19 protein-coding genes are annotated in these 21,082 nt (G+C 69.8%); 9 read left to right on the forward strand and 10 right to left on the reverse strand.

Features of this window, described 5'->3' with window-relative positions; translation table 11 throughout:
• Nucleotides 1-5: 5 nt before the first annotated feature.
• A complete protein-coding gene (locus ACH45E_RS20870; protein WP_399041163.1) occupies nt 6-1,190 on the forward strand; it encodes a dipeptidase in 1,185 nt (394 codons plus the stop codon).
• 7 nt (nt 1,191-1,197) lie between these two features.
• Here ACH45E_RS20870 and ACH45E_RS20875 read toward each other — a convergent pair whose 3' ends face one another.
• Together ACH45E_RS20875 and ACH45E_RS20880 are read right to left on the reverse strand one after the other, a co-directional pair.
• Nucleotides 1,198-1,602 carry a VOC family protein gene (locus ACH45E_RS20875; protein WP_361443715.1) on the reverse strand — a complete coding sequence of 135 codons (405 nt, stop codon included), beginning with the start codon at nt 1,600-1,602 and terminating at the stop codon, nt 1,198-1,200.
• Nucleotides 1,603-1,616: 14 nt separating this feature from the next.
• Nucleotides 1,617-1,976 carry a VOC family protein gene (locus ACH45E_RS20880; RefSeq protein ID WP_361443718.1) on the reverse strand — a complete coding sequence of 120 codons (360 nt, stop codon included), beginning with the start codon at nt 1,974-1,976 and terminating at the stop codon, nt 1,617-1,619.
• 89 nt (nt 1,977-2,065) lie between these two features.
• Between ACH45E_RS20880 and ACH45E_RS20885 the strand changes: the two genes are divergently transcribed.
• Nucleotides 2,066-2,581, forward strand: coding sequence for a CGNR zinc finger domain-containing protein (locus ACH45E_RS20885; protein ID WP_361443721.1), 516 nt, complete (start codon nt 2,066-2,068; stop codon nt 2,579-2,581).
• 116 nt (nt 2,582-2,697) lie between these two features.
• Here ACH45E_RS20885 and ACH45E_RS20890 read toward each other — a convergent pair whose 3' ends face one another.
• Nucleotides 2,698-4,041 carry a UDP-glucose/GDP-mannose dehydrogenase family protein gene (locus ACH45E_RS20890; protein WP_361443724.1) on the reverse strand — a complete coding sequence of 448 codons (1,344 nt, stop codon included), beginning with the start codon at nt 4,039-4,041 and terminating at the stop codon, nt 2,698-2,700.
• A 181-nt stretch (nt 4,042-4,222) separates the two neighbouring features.
• On the opposite strand from ACH45E_RS20890, the gene ACH45E_RS20895 reads away from it, so the two are divergent.
• The 5 genes from ACH45E_RS20895 to ACH45E_RS20915 all read left to right on the forward strand — a co-directional run bounded on the left by ACH45E_RS20895 (nt 4,223) and on the right by ACH45E_RS20915 (nt 8,542).
• A complete protein-coding gene (locus ACH45E_RS20895) occupies nt 4,223-5,380 on the forward strand; it encodes an acyl-CoA dehydrogenase (RefSeq protein WP_361443727.1) in 1,158 nt (385 codons plus the stop codon).
• 170 nt (nt 5,381-5,550) lie between these two features.
• Nucleotides 5,551-6,129, forward strand: coding sequence for a hypothetical protein (locus tag ACH45E_RS20900; protein WP_361443730.1), 579 nt, complete (start codon nt 5,551-5,553; stop codon nt 6,127-6,129).
• Nucleotides 6,095-7,138, forward strand: a complete 1,044-nt coding sequence (locus ACH45E_RS20905) for a tyrosine-type recombinase/integrase (RefSeq protein ID WP_399041167.1) — start codon at nt 6,095-6,097, stop codon at nt 7,136-7,138. Before ACH45E_RS20900 ends, ACH45E_RS20905 begins: the two co-directional genes overlap by 35 nt.
• Before the next feature lie 166 nt (nt 7,139-7,304).
• Nucleotides 7,305-8,084 (forward strand): SAM-dependent methyltransferase, encoded by a 780-nt coding sequence (locus tag ACH45E_RS20910; protein WP_399041192.1) that lies wholly within the window; start codon nt 7,305-7,307, stop codon nt 8,082-8,084.
• Between the two features lie 86 nt (nt 8,085-8,170).
• The gene (locus tag ACH45E_RS20915; protein WP_361443736.1) at nt 8,171-8,542 is read left to right on the forward strand and encodes a four-helix bundle copper-binding protein; all 372 of its coding nucleotides are present in this window, start codon (nt 8,171-8,173) and stop codon (nt 8,540-8,542) included.
• Between the two features lie 90 nt (nt 8,543-8,632).
• Here the strand turns inward: ACH45E_RS20915 and ACH45E_RS20920 are convergent, their stop codons facing one another.
• Entirely contained in the window at nt 8,633-9,946 is a 1,314-nt protein-coding gene (locus ACH45E_RS20920; protein ID WP_361443739.1) for an LCP family protein, read from the reverse strand.
• 119 nt (nt 9,947-10,065) lie between these two features.
• Here ACH45E_RS20920 and ACH45E_RS20925 point away from each other — a divergent pair, with 119 nt between their 5' ends.
• Entirely contained in the window at nt 10,066-10,623 is a 558-nt protein-coding gene (locus ACH45E_RS20925) for an acyl-CoA thioesterase (protein WP_361443742.1), read from the forward strand.
• 21 nt (nt 10,624-10,644) lie between these two features.
• Here ACH45E_RS20925 and ACH45E_RS20930 read toward each other — a convergent pair whose 3' ends face one another.
• Nucleotides 10,645-12,129: an LCP family protein gene (locus tag ACH45E_RS20930; RefSeq protein WP_361443745.1), complete on the reverse strand. Its 1,485-nt coding sequence runs from the start codon at nt 12,127-12,129 to the stop codon at nt 10,645-10,647.
• Between the two features lie 180 nt (nt 12,130-12,309).
• Here ACH45E_RS20930 and ACH45E_RS20935 point away from each other — a divergent pair, with 180 nt between their 5' ends.
• A complete protein-coding gene (locus ACH45E_RS20935; protein ID WP_361443748.1) occupies nt 12,310-13,338 on the forward strand; it encodes a glycosyltransferase family 2 protein in 1,029 nt (342 codons plus the stop codon).
• Nucleotides 13,339-13,368: 30 nt separating this feature from the next.
• Here the strand turns inward: ACH45E_RS20935 and ACH45E_RS20940 are convergent, their stop codons facing one another.
• The 5 genes from ACH45E_RS20940 to ACH45E_RS20960 form a co-directional block, all read right to left on the reverse strand.
• Nucleotides 13,369-15,009 carry an LCP family protein gene (locus tag ACH45E_RS20940; RefSeq protein WP_399041170.1) on the reverse strand — a complete coding sequence of 547 codons (1,641 nt, stop codon included), beginning with the start codon at nt 15,007-15,009 and terminating at the stop codon, nt 13,369-13,371.
• A 237-nt stretch (nt 15,010-15,246) separates the two neighbouring features.
• On the reverse strand, nt 15,247-16,869 hold the full coding sequence (locus ACH45E_RS20945; protein WP_399041172.1) for an LCP family protein: 1,623 nt from the start codon (nt 16,867-16,869) through the stop codon (nt 15,247-15,249).
• 112 nt (nt 16,870-16,981) lie between these two features.
• The gene (locus tag ACH45E_RS20950) at nt 16,982-18,790 is read right to left on the reverse strand and encodes an LCP family protein (RefSeq protein ID WP_361443751.1); all 1,809 of its coding nucleotides are present in this window, start codon (nt 18,788-18,790) and stop codon (nt 16,982-16,984) included.
• A gap of 230 nt (nt 18,791-19,020) precedes the next feature.
• Nucleotides 19,021-20,226 (reverse strand): LCP family protein, encoded by a 1,206-nt coding sequence (locus ACH45E_RS20955; RefSeq protein WP_361443754.1) that lies wholly within the window; start codon nt 20,224-20,226, stop codon nt 19,021-19,023.
• 100 nt (nt 20,227-20,326) lie between these two features.
• On the reverse strand, nt 20,327-21,082 hold the full coding sequence (locus ACH45E_RS20960; RefSeq protein WP_361443757.1) for a TIGR03089 family protein: 756 nt from the start codon (nt 21,080-21,082) through the stop codon (nt 20,327-20,329).

Genomic DNA, 21,082 nt, shown 5'->3' on the forward strand with positions numbered 1-21,082 from the left:
CCGCGGTGAACTCTGTGTCCGTGGCGGCGGCCCGGGAACTGCTGAGCGAGTTCCCGGTCGTCGACGGGCACAACGACCTGCCCTGGGCGCTGCGCGAGCAGGTCCGCTACGACCTCGGCGCCCGTGACATCGCCCGGCACCAGAACGCCCACCTGCACACCGACATCCCGCGACTGCGCGAGGGCGGCGTCGGCGCGCAGTACTGGTCGGTGTTCGTCCGGTCCGACCTGCCCGACCCGGTCCCGGCGACGCTGGAGCAGATCGACTGCGTACGGCAGCTGCTGGCCCGCTACCCGGCCGACCTGGCCCCCGCGCTGACCGCCGCCGACATGGAGACGGCGCGCCGGGACGGCCGTATCGCCTCCCTCATGGGCGCGGAGGGCGGCCACTCGATCGGCGGCTCCCTCGGCACCCTGCGCGGCCTCCACGCGCTCGGCGTCCGGTACATGACCCTCACCCACAACGACAACGTGGCCTGGGCCGACTCCGCGACGGACGAGCCGAACGTCGGCGGCCTGTCGGCCTTCGGCCGCGAGGTCGTGCGGGAGATGAACCGGCTCGGCATGCTGGTCGACCTCTCCCACGTGGCGGCGACGACGATGCGGGACGCGCTGGACACCTCGTCCGCGCCGGTGATCTTCTCGCACTCCTCCGCCCGGGCCGTGTGCGACCACCCGCGCAACATCCCGGACGACGTCCTGGAGCGGCTGCCCGCGAACGGCGGCATGGCGATGGTGACGTTCGTGCCGAAGTTCGTGCTCCAGGCGGCCGTGGACTGGACGGCCGCGGCCGACGACAACATGCGCGCCCACGGCTTCCACCACCTCGACACCACCGCCGAGGCGATGAAGGTGCACCGCGCCTTCGAGGAGCGCAACCCGCGCCCGGTCGCCACGGCTGCCACGGTGGCCGACCACCTCGACCACATGCGCGAGGTCGCCGGCGTCGACCACCTCGGCATCGGCGGCGACTACGACGGCACCGCCTTCACCCCGGACGGCCTGAACGACGTCTCCGGCTACCCGAACCTCATCGCCGAACTCCTGGACCGCGGCTGGTCGAAGTCCGACCTGGCCAAGCTGACCTGGAAGAACGCGGTACGGGTGCTGGACGCGGCGGAGGACGTGGCCCGCGGCGTCCAGGCGACGCGGGGACCGTCCAACGCGACCATCGCGGAGCTCGACGGGTAGGCAGGCGTCAGGTGTGCTCGATCCGGCACAGGCAGAACGGATGCCCGGCCGGATCGGCATAGACCTGGAAGTCCTTCTTCTCCCGGTCCTCCAGGTCCAGCGGACGCGCGCCCAGCGCCAGCACCTTCTCGTGGGCCGCGTCGATCTCCGCCCAGGTGGATCCGGCGTCGAGGTCGATGTGGAACTGCTGCGCGTTGCGGTCGCCCCGCGGCCACTCCGGCGGCGTGTGGTCGTCCGCCCGCTGGAAGGCGAGCCGGAGCCCGCCCGGGACGTCGAGGACGAGCCAGTCGGCCTCGTCGTCTCCCTCGTCGGTGTGCACGGTGCCGCCCACGAGCTTCGCGTAGAAGGCGGCGAGTGCCTGCGGATCGGGACAGTCGATCACGACGGAACGGAAACGTGCGACGCCAGGCATGAGCCCTCCCTGTGTCAGCAGGCGCAGAGGCAGAACGGGTGCCCGGCCGGGTCCGCGTAAACCCGGAAGGTGCGTGAGCGGTCACCGGCGTCCAGCGGCTTCGCGCCGAGCGCCAGCACGGCGTCCTCGGCCGCGTCCAGGTCGTCGACGGTCAGGTCCAGGTGGAACTGCTGCGAGTTGTCGGGCGCGGGCCACGCGGGCGGTACGAACCCGGGTGCGGCCTGGAAGGCCAGCGACTGCCCGCCGGGCACCTTCAGGTCCACCCACCTCCCCTCTCCTTCAACGGTGCCGCCCAGCACCTCGGCGTAGAAACCGGCCAGCGCACGGGGGTCGGGACAGTCCAGGACGACGGCGCCCAGTTCGGCGAGAGCCATGACTTCCTCCTCGAAGCGGAGTTACCTGTAGAGGCGGGTACCCGGTAACGGTTACTGCATGCTCCCGCATTGGCGGTAACGTCGCAAGCATGAGCGAGAGATCGGCCGCCCCTGGAGGCCTGGCGCTGGTCGAGTCCCTGGTGAACACCCTGGACATCGAGTCGGGCGGCGACGCGCTCGACAGCGGGGAGGGCCGGGCGCGTTTCGGGATCGGCCAGGACGAACTGCCGGCGGCCCGCGAGCTGCGCGAGTCCTTGCGCGCCGCACTGCTCGCCCACGCCGGCCACCCGCCGCACCGCGCGGTGACCCCCCTCGGCGAGCTGCTGGCCCGGGCGCCGCTGCTGGTGGCGGTCGACGAGCGGGACGGTTCCGCGGCCCTCGCCCCGGCCGACGCGGCCCCGCTCCTCTCCCGCGTCGCCGCCGCCGTCGCCGAGGCGCTGGTGGCCGGAACCTGGACCAGGCTCAAGGCCTGCGAGGCCGACACCTGCCTCTGGGCGTACTACGACCGCAGCCCGGCCGGACGTGGCCGCTGGTGCTCGATGCAGGTGTGCGGGGCGCGCGCGAAGATGCGCCGCTACCGGGCCAAGGACGCCAAGGAGGCGTAAACCGCGGTGATCCACAGGTAGTTCATCGGCCGACCGGGGGCCCGGTGGTGCAGAATGCGTGAAGACGCCGGTTCGGCCGACTGAGCCTCGGCCGAACCGGCGTCACCTGTGTTCGGTCAGGCGGTCGGGCGCCCCATCGCGCGGTAGGTCCAGCCGGCCCGCCGCCACAGCTCCGGGTCGAGGGTGTTGCGGCCGTCGAGGATCACCCGGGCCGTGGCGACCTCGCCCAGCGCGGCCGGGTCCAGCTCCCTGAACTCTCGCCACTCGGTGAGGTGCAGGACGACGTCGGCACCCCGGACCGCCTCCAGCGCGGAGTCGGCGTAGCCGAGCGTCGGGAAGACCCGGCGGGCGTTGTCCATGCCCTTCGGGTCGTACACGGTGACCTGGCCGCCCTGGAGGTGGATCTGGCCCGCCACGTTCAGCGCGGGGGAGTCCCGGACGTCGTCCGAGTCGGGCTTGAAGGTGGCGCCGAGCACCGCGACCCGCCGGCCCAGGAAGGAGCCGCCGCCGAGGACCTCGCGGGTCAGCTCGACCATCTGGCCGCGGCGGCGCATGTTGATGGAGTCGATCTCGCGCAGGAAGGTCAGCGCCTGGTCGACGCCCAGCTCACCGGCGCGCGCCATGAAGGCCCGGATGTCCTTCGGGAGGCAGCCCCCGCCGAAGCCGATGCCGGCGCGCAGGAACTTCTTCCCGATCCGGTCGTCGTACCCGATGGCCTCCGCCAGCCTGGCGACGTCACCGCCGGCGGCCTCGCACACCTCCGCCATGGCGTTGATGAAGGAGATCTTGGTCGCCAGGAAGGAGTTCGCGGCGGTCTTCACCAGCTCCGCCGTCGGGAAGTCGGTGACCACGAACGGCGTGCCCGCGGCGACGGGAGCGGCGTACACCTCGCGCAGCAGCTTCTCCGCCCGCTCGCCGCGCACCCCGACCACGATCCGGTCGGGGCGCAGCGTGTCCTCGACGGCGAAGCCCTCCCGCAGGAACTCCGGGTTCCAGGCCAGCTCCGCGTCCGCGCCGGCCGGCGCGTGCTCGGCCAGATAGGCGGCGAGGCGGTCGGCGGAGCCGACGGGCACGGTGGACTTGCCGACGACGAGCGCGGGACCGGTCAGGTGCGGGGCGAGGGAGGCGAGAGCCGCGTTCACGTACGACATGTCGGCCGCGTAGTCCCCGTGCCGCTGCGGAGTGTTCACGCACAGGAAGTGGACGTCGCCGAACGCGCCGACCTCCGCCCAGTCCCGGGTGAACCGCAGCCGGCCCGAGGAACCCTCGATTCCCGCGACATGCTTCCTCAGCAACTCCTCGAGCCCCGGCTCGAACATCGGGGTCTCGCCGCGCTCCAGCTTGGCGATCTTCTCCGGTACGACGTCCAGGCCCAGCACCTCGAAACCGAGCTCGGCCATGGCCGCGGCGTGCGTGGCGCCGAGATAGCCGGTGCCGATCACGGTGATCTTGAGGCTCATGGGTGCTCCAGGGGTACGCGGGGGGTGCGGGCCCGAGCATAGCCAAGGCTTGCCCCGGGGCTTCGGCGGGCGTTTGAGTGGGCAACTTCCCTGCTGTCGCCAAGCTCACGTATGCGGGCAGCTGGTGGACCCCTAAACTTTGTGTTACTTAACGGTAATTAGCGTTGGAGCGTGAGAGACCTTGGCCGGATCGGCTGACTTCGACCTGTACCGCCCGTCCGAGGAGCACGACATGCTCCGTGACGCCGTCCGCTCGCTGGTCGAGGCGAAGATCGCGCCGTACGCCGCGGCGGTGGACGAGGAGGCCCGCTTCCCGCAGGAGGCGCTCGACGCCCTCGTGGCGAACGACCTGCACGCCGTGCACGTCCCCGAGGAGTACGGCGGCTCGGGTGCCGACGCGCTCGCCACGGTGATCGTGATCGAGGAGGTGGCGCGGGCCTGCGTGTCCTCCTCCCTGATACCGGCCGTGAACAAGCTGGGCTCCCTCCCCGTGATCCTCTCGGGCTCCGAGGACCTGAAGAAGAGGTACCTCTCGCCGCTGGCCAAGGGCGACGGGATGTTCTCGTACTGCCTCTCCGAGCCGGAGGCCGGCTCCGACGCGGCCGGCATGAAGACCAAGGCGGTCCGCGACGGCGACCACTGGATCCTCAACGGCGTGAAGCGCTGGATCACCAACGCGGGCGTGTCGGAGTACTACACGGTGATGGCCGTGACCGACCCCTCGAAGCGCTCGAAGGGCATCTCGGCCTTCGTCGTCGAGAAGTCCGACGAGGGCGTCTCCTTCGGCGCCCCGGAGAAGAAGCTCGGCATCAAGGGCTCCCCGACCCGCGAGGTCTACTTCGACAACGTACGCATCCCCGCCGACCGCATGATCGGCGAGGAGGGCACCGGCTTCGCCACCGCCATGAAGACCCTGGACCACACCCGCGTCACCATCGCCGCCCAGGCCCTCGGTGTCGCCCAGGGCGCCCTCGACTACGCCAAGGGCTACGTCCAGGAGCGCAAGCAGTTCGGCAAGGCGATCGCCGAGTTCCAGGGCATCCAGTTCATGCTCGCCGACATGGCCATGAAGATCGCCGCCGCCCGCGCCCTGACCTACCAGGCCGCGGCCGCCTCCGAGCGCGGCGACAGCGACCTCACCTTCCAGGGCGCGGCGGCGAAGTGCTACGCCTCCGACGTCGCGATGGAGGTCACCACGGACGCGGTCCAGCTGCTGGGCGGTTACGGCTACACCCGTGACTACCCGGTGGAGCGGATGATGCGCGACGCCAAGATCACGCAGCTGTACGAGGGAACCAACCAGATCCAGCGGGTCGTGATGGCGCGCAACCTGCCGTAACGGTGGTGGGCTAACGGCCGAAGGGTGCCCGGCGACCGGGCACCCTTCACTCTTTTCAGCTAATGAGCACACGGTACATGGCAGATGCCGTGTACCGCGTTCTATCTTTCTCGTGTGGCCGGGGACTTCCCGGCGCACGGCGACCGTCATGGCCGCGCTACTTTCGACCCGTGATCGCAGCATCTTCAAATGAGGACCTGCCCGACGGCTGGCGCCTGGACGGCGATCAGCTCGTTCACGAAGCCGAGTTCCATGGCTGGAAGCTGACCGTCGTGACCATGCTCAGCGGCCCATGTGACGGCCCGACGAGTCTCCGTATTGATCCACCCGACAACCCGAGCGCCACGGTCGCGACGGATGGCATCACGGCGGAGCTCATGCGATCGATCTCCCTGGCGGAGATCCGCCGGACGGCGAAGGCAGTGAGGACGCGCCTTGGCCGGTCGGCTGACGAAGCCACCGCTGCGGCAGCGCTCATTCGGGTCGAGACGGAGCGTGACTACGCCTTGATGGCCCGTGAGTACGTGCGTTTGGTGCACCAGGGCTACCGAAGCCCCGTCACACGGCTGGCGACCGCGTGGGGGCTCAGCCGGAACACCATCAGCGGCCGTATCCGGCGAGCGCGTGCCATGGGCTTCCTCGACGGACCGCCGGGCAGACCAGCGGACCGCCTGACCGACAAAGCCAGGCGGCATCTCGAGGAGGGCGACACGCGTGTCGCGAAACGGGGCCGGATCTCCGGGCGGTGAGCCGCTTGTGGTGGTCTTCGAACGATGGGCCACCACGAGAGGGGTGGAAAACAGCAGCATCAAGCAGTACCGGACGATGTTGGCCAGGACTGTCGAGCCGTTCTTCGGCACCGCCAGTATCAAGGGCATCACCTCGGCGCAGATCGAGAAGTGGGTGGAGTGGATGATCCACCACCGCTGTTACAAGCCCTCCACCGTCCGATTCCGGTTCAGCCTTCTCATGTCCGTGTTCAGTTGGGCGATGGAACAAGGGCTGGCTGATGCCAACCCGTGCAGGCCGGTGAAGTTGCCCGTAAGCCGGTCCCGGACGCACCGGGACCAACGGGCGGAGATCCACATCCCCAGCACCGACACAGTGCTCTCCGTCATCTCGGCTGCTCCGGCGCGGTATCGGGGCATGCTGTGGCTTATGGCCGGATGCGGATTGCGGCTCGGAGAGGCGATGGGGCTCGGCCGGGACCGTATCTCCTTCGCAGACCGTTTGATCACGGTCGACCGGCAGGTCACCTGTGACCGGGATACAGGATCGGGACGATACGGCAGCATGCAGCTGCGCCACGTCAAGTGGCGTGAGGACGGGGAGGGGCGCCGAGTGCCGCTCCCGGACTTGGTGGCTCTGGCACTGCGCCGCCACCTCAAGGAGCATGTCACTTGGGGCAAGGAGGGGCTGCTGTTCCCCAACGCGACAGGTACCGGCCTGCTCTATCCGTATTACTGGTACGGGAGGATCTGGCGTCCCGCACTTGTCGCGGCCGACGTCGACCACTTCAAGTCCCACAGCCTGCGGCACTTCTACGCCGCATCACTTCTGAGTCAGGGGGTTCCGGTCTCAGAGGTCTCGGCATGGCTGGGGCATACGTCGGTGAGCTTCACGGAGCGGTACTACGCGGACCTGCTGCCTGACGCTCCCGATCGAGCGCGGCTTGCCATCGACGGTGCCCTGGGGTGCAACCGGCAGGAGGCCGCCGCAAGCGGCATGTCAAGGATTGTTGCGGTGGCGTCCGCATAGTGAGGAGCTGCCCCAATTGAGCTGTCGGGTTTCCCAAGAAGGCGCCCTGCCGGGCGCCTTCTGTCTATTTTGGTGCGCATCGTGTCGGTGATCGCCCGAAGGAGACCAGACCGTCATGCCCGAAATGCCCGAAATCCAAGCCGCCGGTGACGAAGGCGTCGCACGCATGAGCCGCCTGCGGACCGACGTGTCGCACTCGGCCCGCATCTGGAACTACTGGCTGGGCGGCAAGGACCACTACCCGGTGGACGAGGAGGTCGGCAAGCAGATCCTCGGCTTCGTGCCGGCGCTGCCCCGTTCGGCCGTGGCCGACCGGGCCTTCCTCGCGCGGGCGGTGCGGCACCTGGCCGGTCAGGCGGGGATACGGCAGTTCCTGGACATCGGCACGGGCCTGCCCACCGCCGACAACACCCACGAGGTCGCCCAGCGGGTCGACCCGGCCGCCCGGATCGTGTACGTCGACAACGACCCCCTCGTCCTGACCCACGCCCACGCGCTGCTGACCAGCACGCCCCAGGGGGCCACCGACTACATCGAGGCGGACGTGCACGACCCGGAGAAGATCCTTCGGGAGGCGGCGCGGACGCTGGACTTCGACCGGCCGGTCGCGATCACCATGCTGGGCATCCTGAACTTCGTCATGGACACGGACGAGGCGGTCTCCATCGTCCATCGGCTCCTGGACGCCGTACCCTCCGGCAGCCACCTGGTGATCTCCCACCCCACCACGGAGGTGGACGGCGAGGCGATGACCCAGGCGGTGGAGTACTGGAACAGCCAGGGCTCGGCCCTCATGACCCTGCGCGGCCGCGCCGACCTGGTCCGCCTCTTCGACCGGGTGGAGGTCCTCGAACCGGGCATCGTCTCCTGCTCCCGCTGGCGCCCCGAGGAAGGACCGGAGCCCGCCGCGGTCACCCACTTCGGCGGAGTCGGCAGAAAGCCGTAGCAGGAATGGCAGTACCCGCGGGTCGGGCGTAGGACGGAAGCACACGGAGCCCACTCCCTGGGCACCCCTGCCTCTGAGGAGGAGCCATGACCGCACCCGGAACCCAGCCCGCCATGGGAGCGATGAGCAAGGAGATGCAGGACTGCGTCGAGGCCTGCATGGCCGCGCACACCATGTGCGAGCAGGCCATGAGCTCCTGCATGCACATGGGCGGCCAGGCCCAGATGCAGATCATGCGCGCGCTCATGGACTGCTCCGAGATGACCCGCATGTGCGCCGACATGATGATGCGGCGCTCGCCCATGTCCCAGGAGATGTGCGCGATGTGCGCCAAGGCCTGCGACATGTGCGCCGAGGCGTGTATGTCCATGCCGGACGACCAGCAGATGATGCGCTGCGCGGAGGCGTGTCGCCGCTGCGCGGAGATGTGCCGGACGATGGCGGGCGTCAGGATGTGAACCGGTCCTGAGCACAGGTCCTGAGCACAGGTCCTGAGCCGACGACCGAGGGCACCCACTGAGTGTGGGTGCCCTCGGCGGTGCGCGGCGCTAGTTGCCGGCGACCGTGACCTTCTGGTCGTCCTTCAGCTCGCTCACCAGCGTCTTGACCTTCGCCTTGTCCCAGACGAGGTTGCCGCCGGTGGAGCCGGAGACCGGCATGTTCATCGAGGTGCCGTCACCGCCGCTGACGCCCTTCATGGCCCAGAACATCGAGGCCAGGTCCCACAGGCTCATGTCCTTGTCGACGGTGAGCGAGTCCAGGCCGGCACCCATGGTCGGGTAGAACTTGAACGGGTTCAGCACCGTCGACGGGGTGGCCACCTGGTGGGCGAGCGCCGACAGGAACTTCTGCTGGTTCTTGGTGCGCTGCAGGTCGGAGGCGGCGAAGGCGTGCCGGGTACGGACGAAGGCCAGGGCCTGCTCGCCGTTCAGCGTCTGCTTGCCGGACTTGAAGTCGGCGCCCGAGTACTTGTCCTTGAAGCCCTTGTCGATGTCGATCTCGACACCGCCGACCGCGTCCACGATCTTCGCGAAGCCGGCGAAGCCGATCTCCACGTAGTGGTCGATGTGCAGACCGGTGTTGTACTCGACGGTGCGGACGAGCAGCGTCGGGCCGTCCTCGGCGTAGGCCGCGTTCAGCTTCGTGTGGCGGCCGGTGCCCTTGTACGTCTTGCCGGAGCCGGAGCCGACGTACGTCGGGATCTCCACGTCCGAGTCACGCGGCAGCGATACCAGCGTGTCGCCGTTGTCGCCGACGTGCAGGATCATCATCGAGTCGGTGCGCTGGCCCTGGGCGGAGCCGGTGTGCAGCTTCTTCTTGTCCTCGGACGTCATGCCCTTGCGGCTGTCGGAGCCGACGATCAGGTAGTTGGTCCCCTTGCCCGCCTCCGGCCGGTCGATGACCTTCGACAGGTCGACGTCGCGGTGGAGCTTGGAGTCGGCCCAGAAGTAGGTCGCCACCGAGGTGACGATCAGCACGGTGGCCAGTGTGATCGCGGTCCACTTGATGCGGCGCCGCCAGTTCGGCGCGGGACGCGGGCCGCGGTCGGGCGTGCCCAAAGGGCCGCCGGGGCCGCCGCCGGGCGAGCCGTAGACCTGGCCCGTGTTGTAGCCGCTGTCGTACTCGCCGTAACCGTCGCCGTGTCCCTGGCCGTCGACGTACGACGGCTGCTGCGGGACCCCGGAGCTGTACGGCGGGGCCGCCTGGCCGGGCGCGCCGTACCCGCCCTGGCCGGGGGGGCCCGCCGGGCCGCGCCGGACCTGTCGCATCACACGGGCGCCCTCAGGCTGCGCGCCGGCACTCCCGCGTCCGTAGCGCGGGCCGCGGTTCTCGTCGGACCATCCCTCGGGCCAATCATTCATGGGCCCCAGTGTGCCGGGCTCGACCAGGTGTCTTACAAGGCCTGTCGGAAAATCAGGGCGCCGCTGTTGCGAACCCGACACAAATTCCGCGAATGTCACCCCGGCATAAGGTGGGGGCCATGACAGACCAGGCCACCGCAGCGGAGTCGGGCACGCCGGACATCCCCGGCAAGCCCACGTCCGCGTCCCGGACCACGCTCAGCCACATCATGACCCACAACGACACGAACCTGCTGGGCACGGTGCACGGCGGTGTGATCATGAAGCTTGTCGACGACGCCGCGGGTGCGGTGGCCGGCCGGCACAGCGGGGGTCCCGCCGTCACCGCGTCCATGGACGAGATGGTCTTCCTGGAGCCGGTCCGCGTGGGTGACCTGGTTCATGTGAAGGCCCAGGTCAACTGGACCGGCCGGTCCTCGATGGAGATAGGCGTCCGGGTCCTCGCCGAGCGCTGGAACGAGTCCGCCCCCGCCACCCAGGTCGGCTCCGCCTACCTCGTCTTCGCCGCGGTCGACGCCGACGGCAAGCCCCGCCGCGTCCCGCCGGTCCTCCCCGAGACCGAACGCGACAAGCGCCGCTACCAGGAAGCCGAGATCCGCCGCACCCACCGCCTCGCCCGCCGCCGCGAAATCCGGGAACTCCGCGAGAGGCGCGCGGCGGAGGGCTACGAGGACTGAATGGTCAGGCGCGTGCCGGTGTCAGCACCGGGCCTCGTCGCCGCGTACCACCGTTGCCTCCGCCTGGCCGTTCGCTGCCTCGCCTCTCACCTTGCGTACGGCCTTGAAGTCGGTTCCGGCGATCACCTTCAGCATCGGGCCCTGGCCGTTCGCCGGGCGTAGTTCGCTGCCGGGGAGGGCGGTGGCCAGGGACTTGGCGGAGCGGTCCCAGCGGGGGTCGTAGAGGATCAGCGTGCGGGTCACGTGGTGGTCGGGCGCGTCGAGGGGGAGGTGGGTGGTGGCGAAGCCGGTCGCGGCCAGGGCCGTGTCCACCCGCCGGCCGAGGCCCACCGTGCCGGTGCCGTTCAGCACCTGGACGCGGATCTGCTGCGGGGCCACCTCCACCGGGGCCACCGTCTCGCCCTGCTGCGGCCGGCGCACGGGGGCCAGCGGCTTGTCGTCGCGCAGGGCCTGGAACAGCTGCTCCGCCCTGGGCCCGTCCCACTTCAGCGTCGAGCCGATGCCCTTCACCGGGTAGGACAGCTGACCGATGGGGACCGTCGTGAACTCGGACGAGGAGGGGGAGAAGTTCCGCATCGCCCGGCCCAGCTCCAGCAGCTCGTCCGTGCCGAAGCCCTCGTCCGCCCGTACCGAGCCCAGTACCGCCCGGGTCACGTCCCGGAAGCGCATCGGGTTCAGCAGTACCCCCGACGAGGTCGCCCGCTCGACCAGCGACGCCAGGAAGCGCTGCTGGCGCCGCATCCGGCCCAGGTCGCTGGCCCCGTCGACGTGCCGGGCGCGGACGTACTGCAGGGCCTGCCCGCCGGCCAGGGTGTGCGTGCCGGCCGGGAGGTCGAGGCCGGTGTAGCCGTCCTTCAGGGGCAGCGGGGTGCAGACCTGGACTCCGCCCAGCACGTCCACGGTCTTCATGAAGCTGGTGAAGTCGACCTCGAGGTAGTGGTCGATCTTGACGTGGGTCATGTTCTCGACCGTGCGGACGGTCAGCTGCGGCCCGCCCTCCGCGTAGGCCGCGTTGAGCTTGAGGGGATGCGGGCCGTGCCGCTGCCCGGTGGCCACGTCGACGTGCGCGGGCGCCTCGGCGTAGGAGTCGCGCGGCAGGCTCACCACGCTCGCCCGCTCCCGGTCGTCCGAGATGTGCACGATCATGATCGTGTCGGTGCAGTGGCAGGGCGCACCGCCCAGCCGGTACTTCCGCCGCTCCTGCTCGCCGATCTTGTCCCGGCCGTCGGTGCCGACCAGCAGGATGTTCATGCCGTGGCCGGCCCGCGGGCGGTTCTTCATGTCCTTGAAGGCGTCGACCCGGGCGATGCCCGCGTCCAGGCTGCTGACCACCGCGTGCCCGATCCCGGCGGAGGCGAGCACCACCACCGACAGGGTGGTCACCGCCCGCATGGCCCAGCGCGGCCGTTTCCGTCCGGCGGGGGCCCGCGGCACCCGCTGCGGCTGCCGGGGCGGTCGCGGGCGCTGCTGGGGCCGTGCCGGAGAGCTCGGCGGCGTGACGGGCATGGGGACACCTCCGCTGGGGCTTCGGGCCCCCCGGGTCCCAGGGCCTGCCAGGACAGACCGCCGCGACCCGGGGCCGTACGGGGGAACGTGAGCACCGTAGGCCCATACGATCTCCAGCCCGCGGCAGCGACCCGGCGGCGCGCACGGGTGTTCCCCCGTTCGCGGTAACGTGAGGCCCCTATGAACGCCAACCCCGACGTGCCGCTCCCCGCCGTTTCTGTGATCATGCCCGTCCTCAACGAGGAGCGGCATCTGCGCGGGGCCGTCACAGCGATCCTCGCGCAGGAGTACGCAGGCGAGATGGAGGTGGTGATCGCCCTCGGCCCGTCCGCGGACCGTACGGACGAGATCGCCGCCGAGCTGGTCGCCGAAGACCCCCGCGTGCACACCGTGCCGAACCCGACCGGCCGCACCCCCGCCGCGCTCAACGCCGCGATCAAGGCCTCCCGCCATCCGATCGTGGTCCGCGTCGACGGACACGGCATGCTCTCGCCGAACTACATCGACACGGCCGTACGGCTGCTGGCTCAGACCGGCGCGCAGAACGTCGGCGGCATCATGCACGCCGAGGGTGAGAACGACTGGGAGCACGCGGTCGCCGCCGCGATGACCTCGAAGATCGGCGTCGGCAACGCGGCCTTCCACACCGGCGGCGAGGCGGCCCCGGCCGAGACCGTCTACCTCGGCGTCTTCCGGCGGGAGGCGCTGGAGCGGCAGGGCGGCTACAACGAGGAGTTCATCCGGGCCCAGGACTGGGAGCTGAACTTCCGTATCCGTGAGGCGGGCGGGCTGATCTGGTTCTCGCCGGAGCTGAAGGTGTCGTACCGGCCGCGGCCGAGCGTGCGGGCGCTGGCCAAGCAGTACAAGGACTACGGCCGTTGGCGGCACGTCGTCGCCCGCTACCACGAGGGCTCCATCAACCTGCGCTACCTCGCCCCGCCGGCGGCGGTGTGCGCGATCGCGGCGGGGATCGTGGTGGGGGCGGCCCTGACCCCCTGGGGTTTCCTGATCCCCGGCGGCTACCTCGCGGCGATCGCCGCCGGGTCGGTGCCCGCGGGCAAGGGCCTGCCCCTCAAGGCGCGGCTGCGGATTCCCGTGGCCCTGGCCACCATGCACATGTCCTGGGGCTGGGGCTTCCTGACCAGCCCCCGTTCCCTCGCGAAAAAGGTCATCGCCTCGCGCCGGCCCGCGGTGCTCGCCACCGACTGAGTCCGCGCGCGAGGCGCTCGCCGGCCCGGGCTACCAGGTGTAGCTCGGGTTGACGTGCATGCACTGCTTCTTGTCCGCGCCGTTGATCACCTGCGCCGAGTCCGGGGTGGAGTCGTCCTCCTTCGGCGCGGTGTACTTGGTGCCCGTGCGCCAGTCGGCGCCGACGACCAGGGTGACCCCGGAGACGTCCGTGGACTTCTTCACCGCGGATACCGGGATGCCGAGCGCCTTGGCCACCCGCTGGGCGTCCCCCTCCAGGTCCGCGCTGGGATAGCGGATCACCGTCTTGGCCTGGCTCGGGGCCGCCGAACGGTCCGACACCGCCTGTGTGAAGCCCTTGCCGACGAGGAGCTGGGCGATCGTGTTCGCCCTTCCGGAGACCGCGGCCTCCGTGTCCGACCCCGTGCCGTTCTGCACCTGTACGGCGATCTTGTCGTCGGCCGCGGCCGGGTCCGAACTCGTCTTAGGTGTGGTGGACTTCTTCTTGCCCTTGCCGTCCAGGGCGATGTCGTCGCGGACCAGCCGGAACAGCTTCTCCGCGTCACCCGGCTTGGGCACCACCCGGCCACTGGTGGGCGACTCGTACTCCCACGGCATCGTCGTCATGGTGATGCGCTTGGTGGGGACCTTCTTGAGCTCCTTGCTCAGGTCGTACAGCTTCTTGACCGTGCCGAGCCCGTTGTCGACCGTGAGTGCCGTGGTGGCGGTCTCGGCGAGGTCCTTCAGCTTGCCCGGGTTGCTGAGCGTGGCGTTCTCGCGCAGCTGGCGGACCATCGCGTTCATGTACTGGTGCTGGGCCTTGGCGCGGGCGATGTCGGTGTTGTCCTCGAAGCCGTACCGTGTGCGCAGCCACTGGAGGGCCTGGACGCCCTTGACGTCCGTGGTGCCCTTCTTCAGCTTCAGGCCCGAGCCGTGGCCGCTGCTGTCCTTGGAGTGGATGTTGGCGTCCACGCACACCGGTACGCCGCCGATGGCGTCGGCCATCGACACCACACCGGAGAAGTCGATCATCATGAAGTGGTCGATGTGGATGTCGGTCAGCTTCTCCCAGGTCGCCACCGTGCAGCCGGGGCCGCCGCGGCCCAGCGAGTCGTTGGTGATGTGCGTGGTGAGGGCCCCGTAGACCTTGTTGTTCTTGGGGTCCGTGCACTTGGGGATGTTCACGAGCGTGTCGCGCGGCATGCTGACCACCGACATGTTGCTGCGGTCCGCCGAGAGGTGCAGCAGCATCTGGACGTCGGCACGGGGCGCGGTGTTGAAGGTGTCCTTCGCGCCGCCGAGCTTCTGGTCCTCTTTGTTGTTCCGCCCGTCCGACCCGATCAGCAGGATGTTCAGCGGCGTCTGGCCGGCCGCGTTCGCCTTGGACTCGGCCGCCCTGTCCTTGGCGTCGCCGATGTTCAGGGGGTCCTTCTTGATGTTGGCGTTGAGGTGCTGGTAGTAGAGGTATCCGGCGCCGGCCGTGCCGATTATGACCACCGCCAGCACCGTCGCCGACCAGCGCAGGGCACGCCGTCTGCGGTGCGGCGCGTTCTCCTGTGTACCGCTCTTGCCGCCCCCGCTGCCCCCACCGCTCCGGCGCCCCCCGCCGCGCCGGCCGTGCCCGGCCGGCGCCTCGCCTCCCTGCGGTGTGAGGGACATCGTGTCCCCGACCGCGGGAACCTCCCCGCTCATGCTGCTCCGCGCCAACTCCCTGCCCCTCCCACCCTGCGCCCTCACCGGGCACGCCCTTGCCCCTAGTCAGACGCACGAGAGGCTCATTGGGTTACCCCCCAAAGGGCACCCACGTTGTCCGCGGCGGACCGCGCGCCCAATTTCGCCCGATCCCTTCGGACTTGAGCGCGCCACATCATTCTGCAGCCAGTTAGGAGTGCGCTGTGCGGTCTCGGGGGTAAGTGCGAACCCCCTGCTCTAGAAGCGGTACGGCGCGTACACGTCCATGCACTTACCGCTTTCCGAGGCGTTGATGGCGTCGGAATTGCCGGGCAGCTCCCCGGCTTTCGGCTTGGACTGCTTCGGATAGGAAGTGCCGGTCCGCCAGTCGGCGCCGACGACCACCGTGACCCCGGTGACGTCACTCGACTTCCGCACCGAGGACAGCGGAATGCCGAGCGACCGCGCGACACGCTGTGCGTCGCCCTCCAGAGCGGCGCTCGGGTAGCGCACGACGGTCCTGTTCTCGGACAGCCCGGCCGTGCCGTCCATGGCGGCCTTCGTGAAGCCCTTCCGCACGAGTTCCTGGGCGATCGCGCCGGCGCGGCCGCCGACGGGGCCGAGGGTCGCGGACCGGGTGGCGTTGCGCACCACGACGCCGATGCCGTCGTCCGAGGTGGAGGGGGCTTTGGTGGCCTGCTTGTCGTCCGTGGTCTGCTTCGCCGCCGCGGCCTTGCCCTTGTCGTCGAAGGGCACGTCGTCGCGGAGCATGCGCCACATCTGCTCGGCGTTGGCCGTGTCCGGCACGACGTGCTCACTGTTCTGCGGGTCCTCGACGCGCGGCATCGTCATCGACGTGATGCGGTTCGTCGGCACCGACTTCAGCTCCATGCCCAGGTCGTACAGCTTCTTGACCGTGCCGATCTCCTCGGAGACCTTCAGGGACTTCGTGGCCGCCTCGGCCAGGTCCATCAGCCGGCCGCTGTCGGTGAACACGTTCTGCTGCTTCAGTGTGCGGATCATCGAGTTCAGGTACATGTGCTGGGCGCGGGACCGCATCACGTCGCTGCCCCAGGCGTGCCGCGTGCGCAGCCACTGCAGGGCCTGCTCGTGGTAGACCTTGTGCGTCCCGGCCTTCATCTTCAGCCCGGAGCCGCCGCGCTGGGCCGGTGTCGAGTGGTCCCAGACGTTCTGCTTCACGCAGACCTCGACGCCCCCGATGGCGTCCGCCATCCTCACCACGCCCGCGAAGTCGATCATCATCCAGTGGTCGATGTAGACCCCGGTGAGGTTCTGCCAGGTGGCCAGCGTGCAGCCGGCCCCGCCCCGGGCCAGGGTGGTGTTGATGATGTCGTTGGTCGCCGGATACTCGTGATGGGTCTTGGGGTCCTTGCACTTCGGGATGTCGACGCGTGTGTCGCGCGGGATGCTCACCATGGCGGCGCTCTTGCGGTCCGCCGAGAGGTGGATGAGCATCTGCACGTCGGCCAGCGGTGGGCTGCCGACGCTCTCCCGGTGCCCGCCGAGCTTCAGGTCCTCCGCGGTGTTACGGCTGTCGGAGCCGATGAGCAGGATGTTGACCGGCGTCTGTCCGTCGGCGTTCGGCGCGGCCTTCTTGGCCTTGGAGTCGCCGCTGCTGCGCTCACCCTTCTGGATGTTGCCGTTGAGATGCTCGTAATAGAGGTATCCGGCGCAGGCCGTGCCGAGTATCAGGAGCGTCACCGTCGCCGCGGACCATCTCAGAACGCGGTGCCCCCGCCGGGGCCGCCGTCTGCCGCGGCGGCTGCCGCCGTCCGCGCCGCCGCCCTCGCTCTCCTTCGCCGTACGGTGCCGGATGCCGCGCGGCGTCCGATTTTCCCCCTGCACGCGGTGCTGCGTCACTTCCCGTCTCCCCACCCTGGCGCCATGAAAAGGGCCTGTCCTGCGCCGTGTTAGACGCAGAACAGGCCCCTTCGGTCAACTCACCGGTCAACCGCCGCCAGAATTCAGTGACTTATGAAGCGCACTGCACCTTGTCCGCCGTGGACTTGTCGACCTTCGGCGCCTTCGTCGGAGTGGTGAGGGAGACGCCCGCACCCTTGAAGTCCTTGCCCAGGGTGAGCGTCATCGCGGGCAGGCCCTGGGAGTTGGTGACGCTCTTGCCGGGCTTCAGGGCGGATCCGGAAAGCCCCATGATGGCCGCCAGCCTGCGGGCCTGGGCCGCCTGGTCGGGCCCGTACTCGAGCGTGGTCTTGCTCAGCGCGGCGGGGGCGTTGCCGGCGTTCTCCGACTTCGTCACGCCCTCGTCGTTCTGGAGCCAGTTGAGGACCGACTGCGCACTGCCGGACGGCGCTCCGCCGTTCGTGATGCGCACCCGCACTTCGGAGGCGGCGGCCTTGGTGCCCTTGAGGCGGGCGGCCTGCGCGTCCTTGGCCGCCTTCTGCTTCTTCTTCACGTCGCTGAAGGACACGTCGTTCTTGATCGCGTCGAAGACCGCGGGAGCCGTCGAGTTGTTGAGCACGACGGTCGTCTTGACCTTCTCGGCCGGGTTGTCCACGACGGGCACCGTGGTGAAGGTCAGGTTCTTCGGGTTGAGCTTGCCCAGTTCCAGACCCAGGTCTTTGAGCTTGCCGATGCTGTCCAGCTTGTCGTCCACGGTCAGCGCCTTGGTGCCGGCCTCGGCCAGCTTCAGCATCTTCGTCGGGCTGCTGAGTGTCGAGTTGGAACTCAGTTTGCGCATCAGCGCGCTGAGGAACTGCTGTTGCAGCCCGATCCGGCTCAGGTCACCGCCGAAGCCGACGGAATGCCGGGTACGCACGAACGCCAGCGCCTGCTCGCCCGAGATGTTGTGCGTGCCCTTCGACAGCTTCAGGTGCGAGTCCGTGTCGTTGATGTCCTTGCCCAGGCAGACATCGACACCGCCGACCGCCGTGGTCAGCGTCTTGACCGCGTTGAAGTCGGCGACCATGAAGTCGTCCGGGGTGATCCCGGTCAGCTCGGTGACCGCGCGCATGGTGCAGCTCGGCGTACGTCCGTCCTGGCCGAGGCTGGTGTTGAAGCGGACGTTGTCCGTGCCCGGGATGACCTTCTTGGAGCCGTCTTCCTGAGTCGTCGGGCAGTCGGGGACGTTCACGATCAGGTCGCGCGGAATGCTCAGCGCGGTGGCGTTCGTCCGGTCCTTGGAGACGTGCAGCAGGATGTTGGTGTCGGCGTGACCGACGCTGCCCGCGTCACCGTAGCCCTCGTTGCCCTTGCCGGTGCGCTTGTCGGTGCCGATCAGCAGGATGTTGATCGCCTCGTCCTTGCGGAAGCCACCTGTGCTCGCGCCGTCGTCGGACACCGAAGTGATGTTGTCGTTCAGGTGCTTGATGTAGAGGTAGCCGGCGGCCGACACGGCGACCAGCACGAAGGCCATGGACCCACCGGTCCACAGCAGTATCTTCTTCGCCTTCGACTTCTTCTTCACCGGCCGCCGGTTGCGGCGCCCCGGCGGCGGCTCGGGGGGGCCTCCCCGGCGCCGGCGCGGACCGGGTACCCCCGACACGAGGGTGTCCTGGGTGACGCCGTCCGGAGCGCCACGGCCCGCACCACCACGGCCCGCACCACCACGGCCCGGCGCCGCCGCGGTCCGGCCGCGCGCCTGCGCCGCGGTTCCACCGCCGCCTCCGCCGCCTCGGGGGGACGCGGATCTACGCGGTCCCGGTACCGTCGACTGCGCTGCGGAAGGACTCAGTCGCAGTTCGTATTCGCCGGTGTTCGGATTGAGCACCCACTGGTCTGCGGGATCGATGTTGTCCGCCCGCCCACGGCCTTGCGCGTCCACGGTTGTCTGAATCCTCCGTCGGGGCCACGCGGCGCCTTCCCCCCACAAGGCGCTCGGGTCTCGGTCAGTCAGTGCACGACCCCAGGACGGACCTTGCGGCCGGGTGCACCGGATCGCTCACACTATCCGCCCAGTTCAGCGTCCGGGGACGCCCGTGACAAATTCCACCTTCATACAACAGGGCAATACGGCTCATTCCCGTGAGCGGAAGTTCGGCTTTGGTGCTCGTTTTACTCGCAGGTGTCTTCGGCCGCGGTGTTCCCGCGGAAGGTCGGGGTGGGGGAGGGGGCGCTTCGGTCCTCGCCGGGGCGGCCGGCGTTGTGAGAATCCGGTGTGGCTTTCGGTGTGACCTCCACCGGTCGGTCCGCCCGCAACCGCGCGAAGAGTTTCTCGGCTTCGGGTTCCACCAGCTGATCATGGTTGGAGTTGTAAACGTACGACTCCCTCGGAACAGTCAGAAAACGCACTTGTTCGGTGGGGATGTCCCTCAAACCGCGCACCAGTTGGTAAAGGCCGCGCAGACTCGCCAGTTCCGGATCGGTGGTGAGTGCGGAGGTCGCCGCGTCCAGCACCGGATAGAGCTTCACCGGGTTCAGCAGGACGTCGTCGCTGCGCACCTTGTTGACGAGCGCCCCGAGGAACCGCTGCTGCCGGTCCATCCGGTCGGTGTCGCTGCCGTCGCCCAGGGACTTGCGGGCCCGCACATAACCGAGCGCCTGCTCCCCGTCGAGCGTCACCCTGCCCGCGGGCAGCCGCAGCTTGGCGTCCTTGTCGCGGATGGGCTCCTTCAGGCACACCTCCACGCCGTCCACGGCGTCGACCATGTCCTTGAAGCCGCTGAAGTCGACGACGACGTGGTGGTCGATCCGGATGCCCGTCAGCTTCTCCACGGTCCGGATGGTGCAGGCCGAACCGCCTATCTCGAAGGCGTAGTTGAACATCGCGAACGTCGGCTCGCTGCGGCCGCCGTCCGCCCGCCGGCAGCCCGGCACGTCCACCATCAGATCGCGGGGCAGGGACACGGCGGTGGCGCTGCGCCGGTCGGCGCCCAGATGCAGCAGGATCGTGGTGTCGGAGCGCTCGCTGCCCAGATCCCGCCCGTACTCGTCGTTGCCGGCCCCCGCGCGCGTGTCCGACCCGATCAGCAGGATGTTCTGCGCGTCGCGCACCAGCGCCGTGGGCCGCTCCCGCTCGTACCGGGCGAGCTCGGCCGCGGCCGCCTCGTCGGGCGTGATGTTGGCGCTCAGCTTCGCGTACACCGCCCAGCCGCCCCCGGCCGCCGCCACCACGAGGACCCCGGCCCCCAGGGCCATCGCCTTCACCCACCGCCGCCGACGCCGTCGTACGAGTCCCTCGCCGGTGGCGGCGGCGCCGGAACCCGGGGCCGGTCCGGAGGGCGTGCCTGCGGTGTCGGTCACGGCGAGCCACCCCCTCATGGCGTACGAGCGTCATGTCCTGGTTCTTACGACCATGACGCGCGGGGGAGGCCAGGGGGGCTTGTTGTTGCTCCGAACGGGTGAATGCCGCGCGGCCCCCTCAGTGGCGGGCGGCGGTCACCCGCTCACTCTCGATCCGCTTGGCCAGAGCCTCCTCGTCCAGCCGCTCCAGGTGCCGGCACAGCACCACGGAGCCCCCGGTGGCCAGCGGCGCGTACAGCCCCGCGCTCAGCCCTTCCCAGGTGTCGTACGGCAGCGCGGACAGCAGCCGGGACCCGGGCCCCGCGAGATCCAGCGCCGGAGCCTCCCGGACCGCCCGCTCCACCACCTCGGCACCCGTCAGCTCCGCCCCCGCGACGATCAGCGCCGGCTCCTCGGGGTCGACCGGCGAGAACGGTGCGAACCGGTCGCCCTGGCTCGGGACTTCCACGGCGTAGTCGGCGAAGCCCTCCGGGGGCTGCGGGAACCGTCCGCCGAGCGGCCGCAGCGCGAGCGCGACCCGCTCACCGCGGCACGCCCGTGCGGCGTCCAGTGAGTCCGGTCCGCTGACGACGACGTCGGCCGCCGCCGGGTCACCGGCCACGTCCGCGATCACGCCGACCGACGAGCAGGCCAGCAGCCACACGGCCGTCTGCCAGTGCGCGGGCAGCAGCAGCGCGACCCGGTCGCCGGGGCCGGCGGCGAGGTCGCCCTGGAGGAGGTTGGCGGTCTTGGCCACCCAATTGGCGAAGGTGGCCACGGACAGTTCGACGCGTTCGCCCGTGGCGTCGTCGTAGAAGGTCACCAGGGGACGTCCGGGATCCGCGGCGAGCGCGGATCGCAGCAGGTCGGCGGGGGTGCGATCGGTGGCGTTCAC

Source organism: Streptomyces sp. NPDC020299, from assembly GCF_044387825.1.
In the GTDB taxonomy this organism is placed as follows: domain Bacteria; phylum Actinomycetota; class Actinomycetes; order Streptomycetales; family Streptomycetaceae; genus Streptomyces.

Excerpts from the sequence above, each read along its gene's own strand:
- ACH45E_RS20940 (WP_399041170.1), bottom strand. The coding sequence starts at position 15,009 with ATGAGCGGGGAGGTTCCCGCGGTCGGGGACACGATGTCCCTCACACCG.
- ACH45E_RS20880 (WP_361443718.1), bottom strand. The coding sequence starts at position 1,976 with ATGGCTCTCGCCGAACTGGGCGCCGTCGTCCTGGACTGTCCCGACCCC.
- ACH45E_RS20875 (WP_361443715.1), bottom strand. The coding sequence starts at position 1,602 with ATGCCTGGCGTCGCACGTTTCCGTTCCGTCGTGATCGACTGTCCCGAT.
- ACH45E_RS20930 (WP_361443745.1), bottom strand. The coding sequence starts at position 12,129 with ATGCCCGTCACGCCGCCGAGCTCTCCGGCACGGCCCCAGCAGCGCCCG.
- ACH45E_RS20955 (WP_361443754.1), bottom strand. The coding sequence starts at position 20,226 with ATGAGGGGGTGGCTCGCCGTGACCGACACCGCAGGCACGCCCTCCGGA.
- ACH45E_RS20885 (WP_361443721.1), top strand. The coding sequence starts at position 2,066 with ATGAGCGAGAGATCGGCCGCCCCTGGAGGCCTGGCGCTGGTCGAGTCC.
- ACH45E_RS20890 (WP_361443724.1), bottom strand. The coding sequence starts at position 4,041 with ATGAGCCTCAAGATCACCGTGATCGGCACCGGCTATCTCGGCGCCACG.
- ACH45E_RS20910 (WP_399041192.1), top strand. The coding sequence starts at position 7,305 with ATGAGCCGCCTGCGGACCGACGTGTCGCACTCGGCCCGCATCTGGAAC.
- ACH45E_RS20915 (WP_361443736.1), top strand. The coding sequence starts at position 8,171 with ATGACCGCACCCGGAACCCAGCCCGCCATGGGAGCGATGAGCAAGGAG.
- ACH45E_RS20920 (WP_361443739.1), bottom strand. The coding sequence starts at position 9,946 with ATGAATGATTGGCCCGAGGGATGGTCCGACGAGAACCGCGGCCCGCGC.
- ACH45E_RS20925 (WP_361443742.1), top strand. The coding sequence starts at position 10,066 with ATGACAGACCAGGCCACCGCAGCGGAGTCGGGCACGCCGGACATCCCC.
- ACH45E_RS20935 (WP_361443748.1), top strand. The coding sequence starts at position 12,310 with ATGAACGCCAACCCCGACGTGCCGCTCCCCGCCGTTTCTGTGATCATG.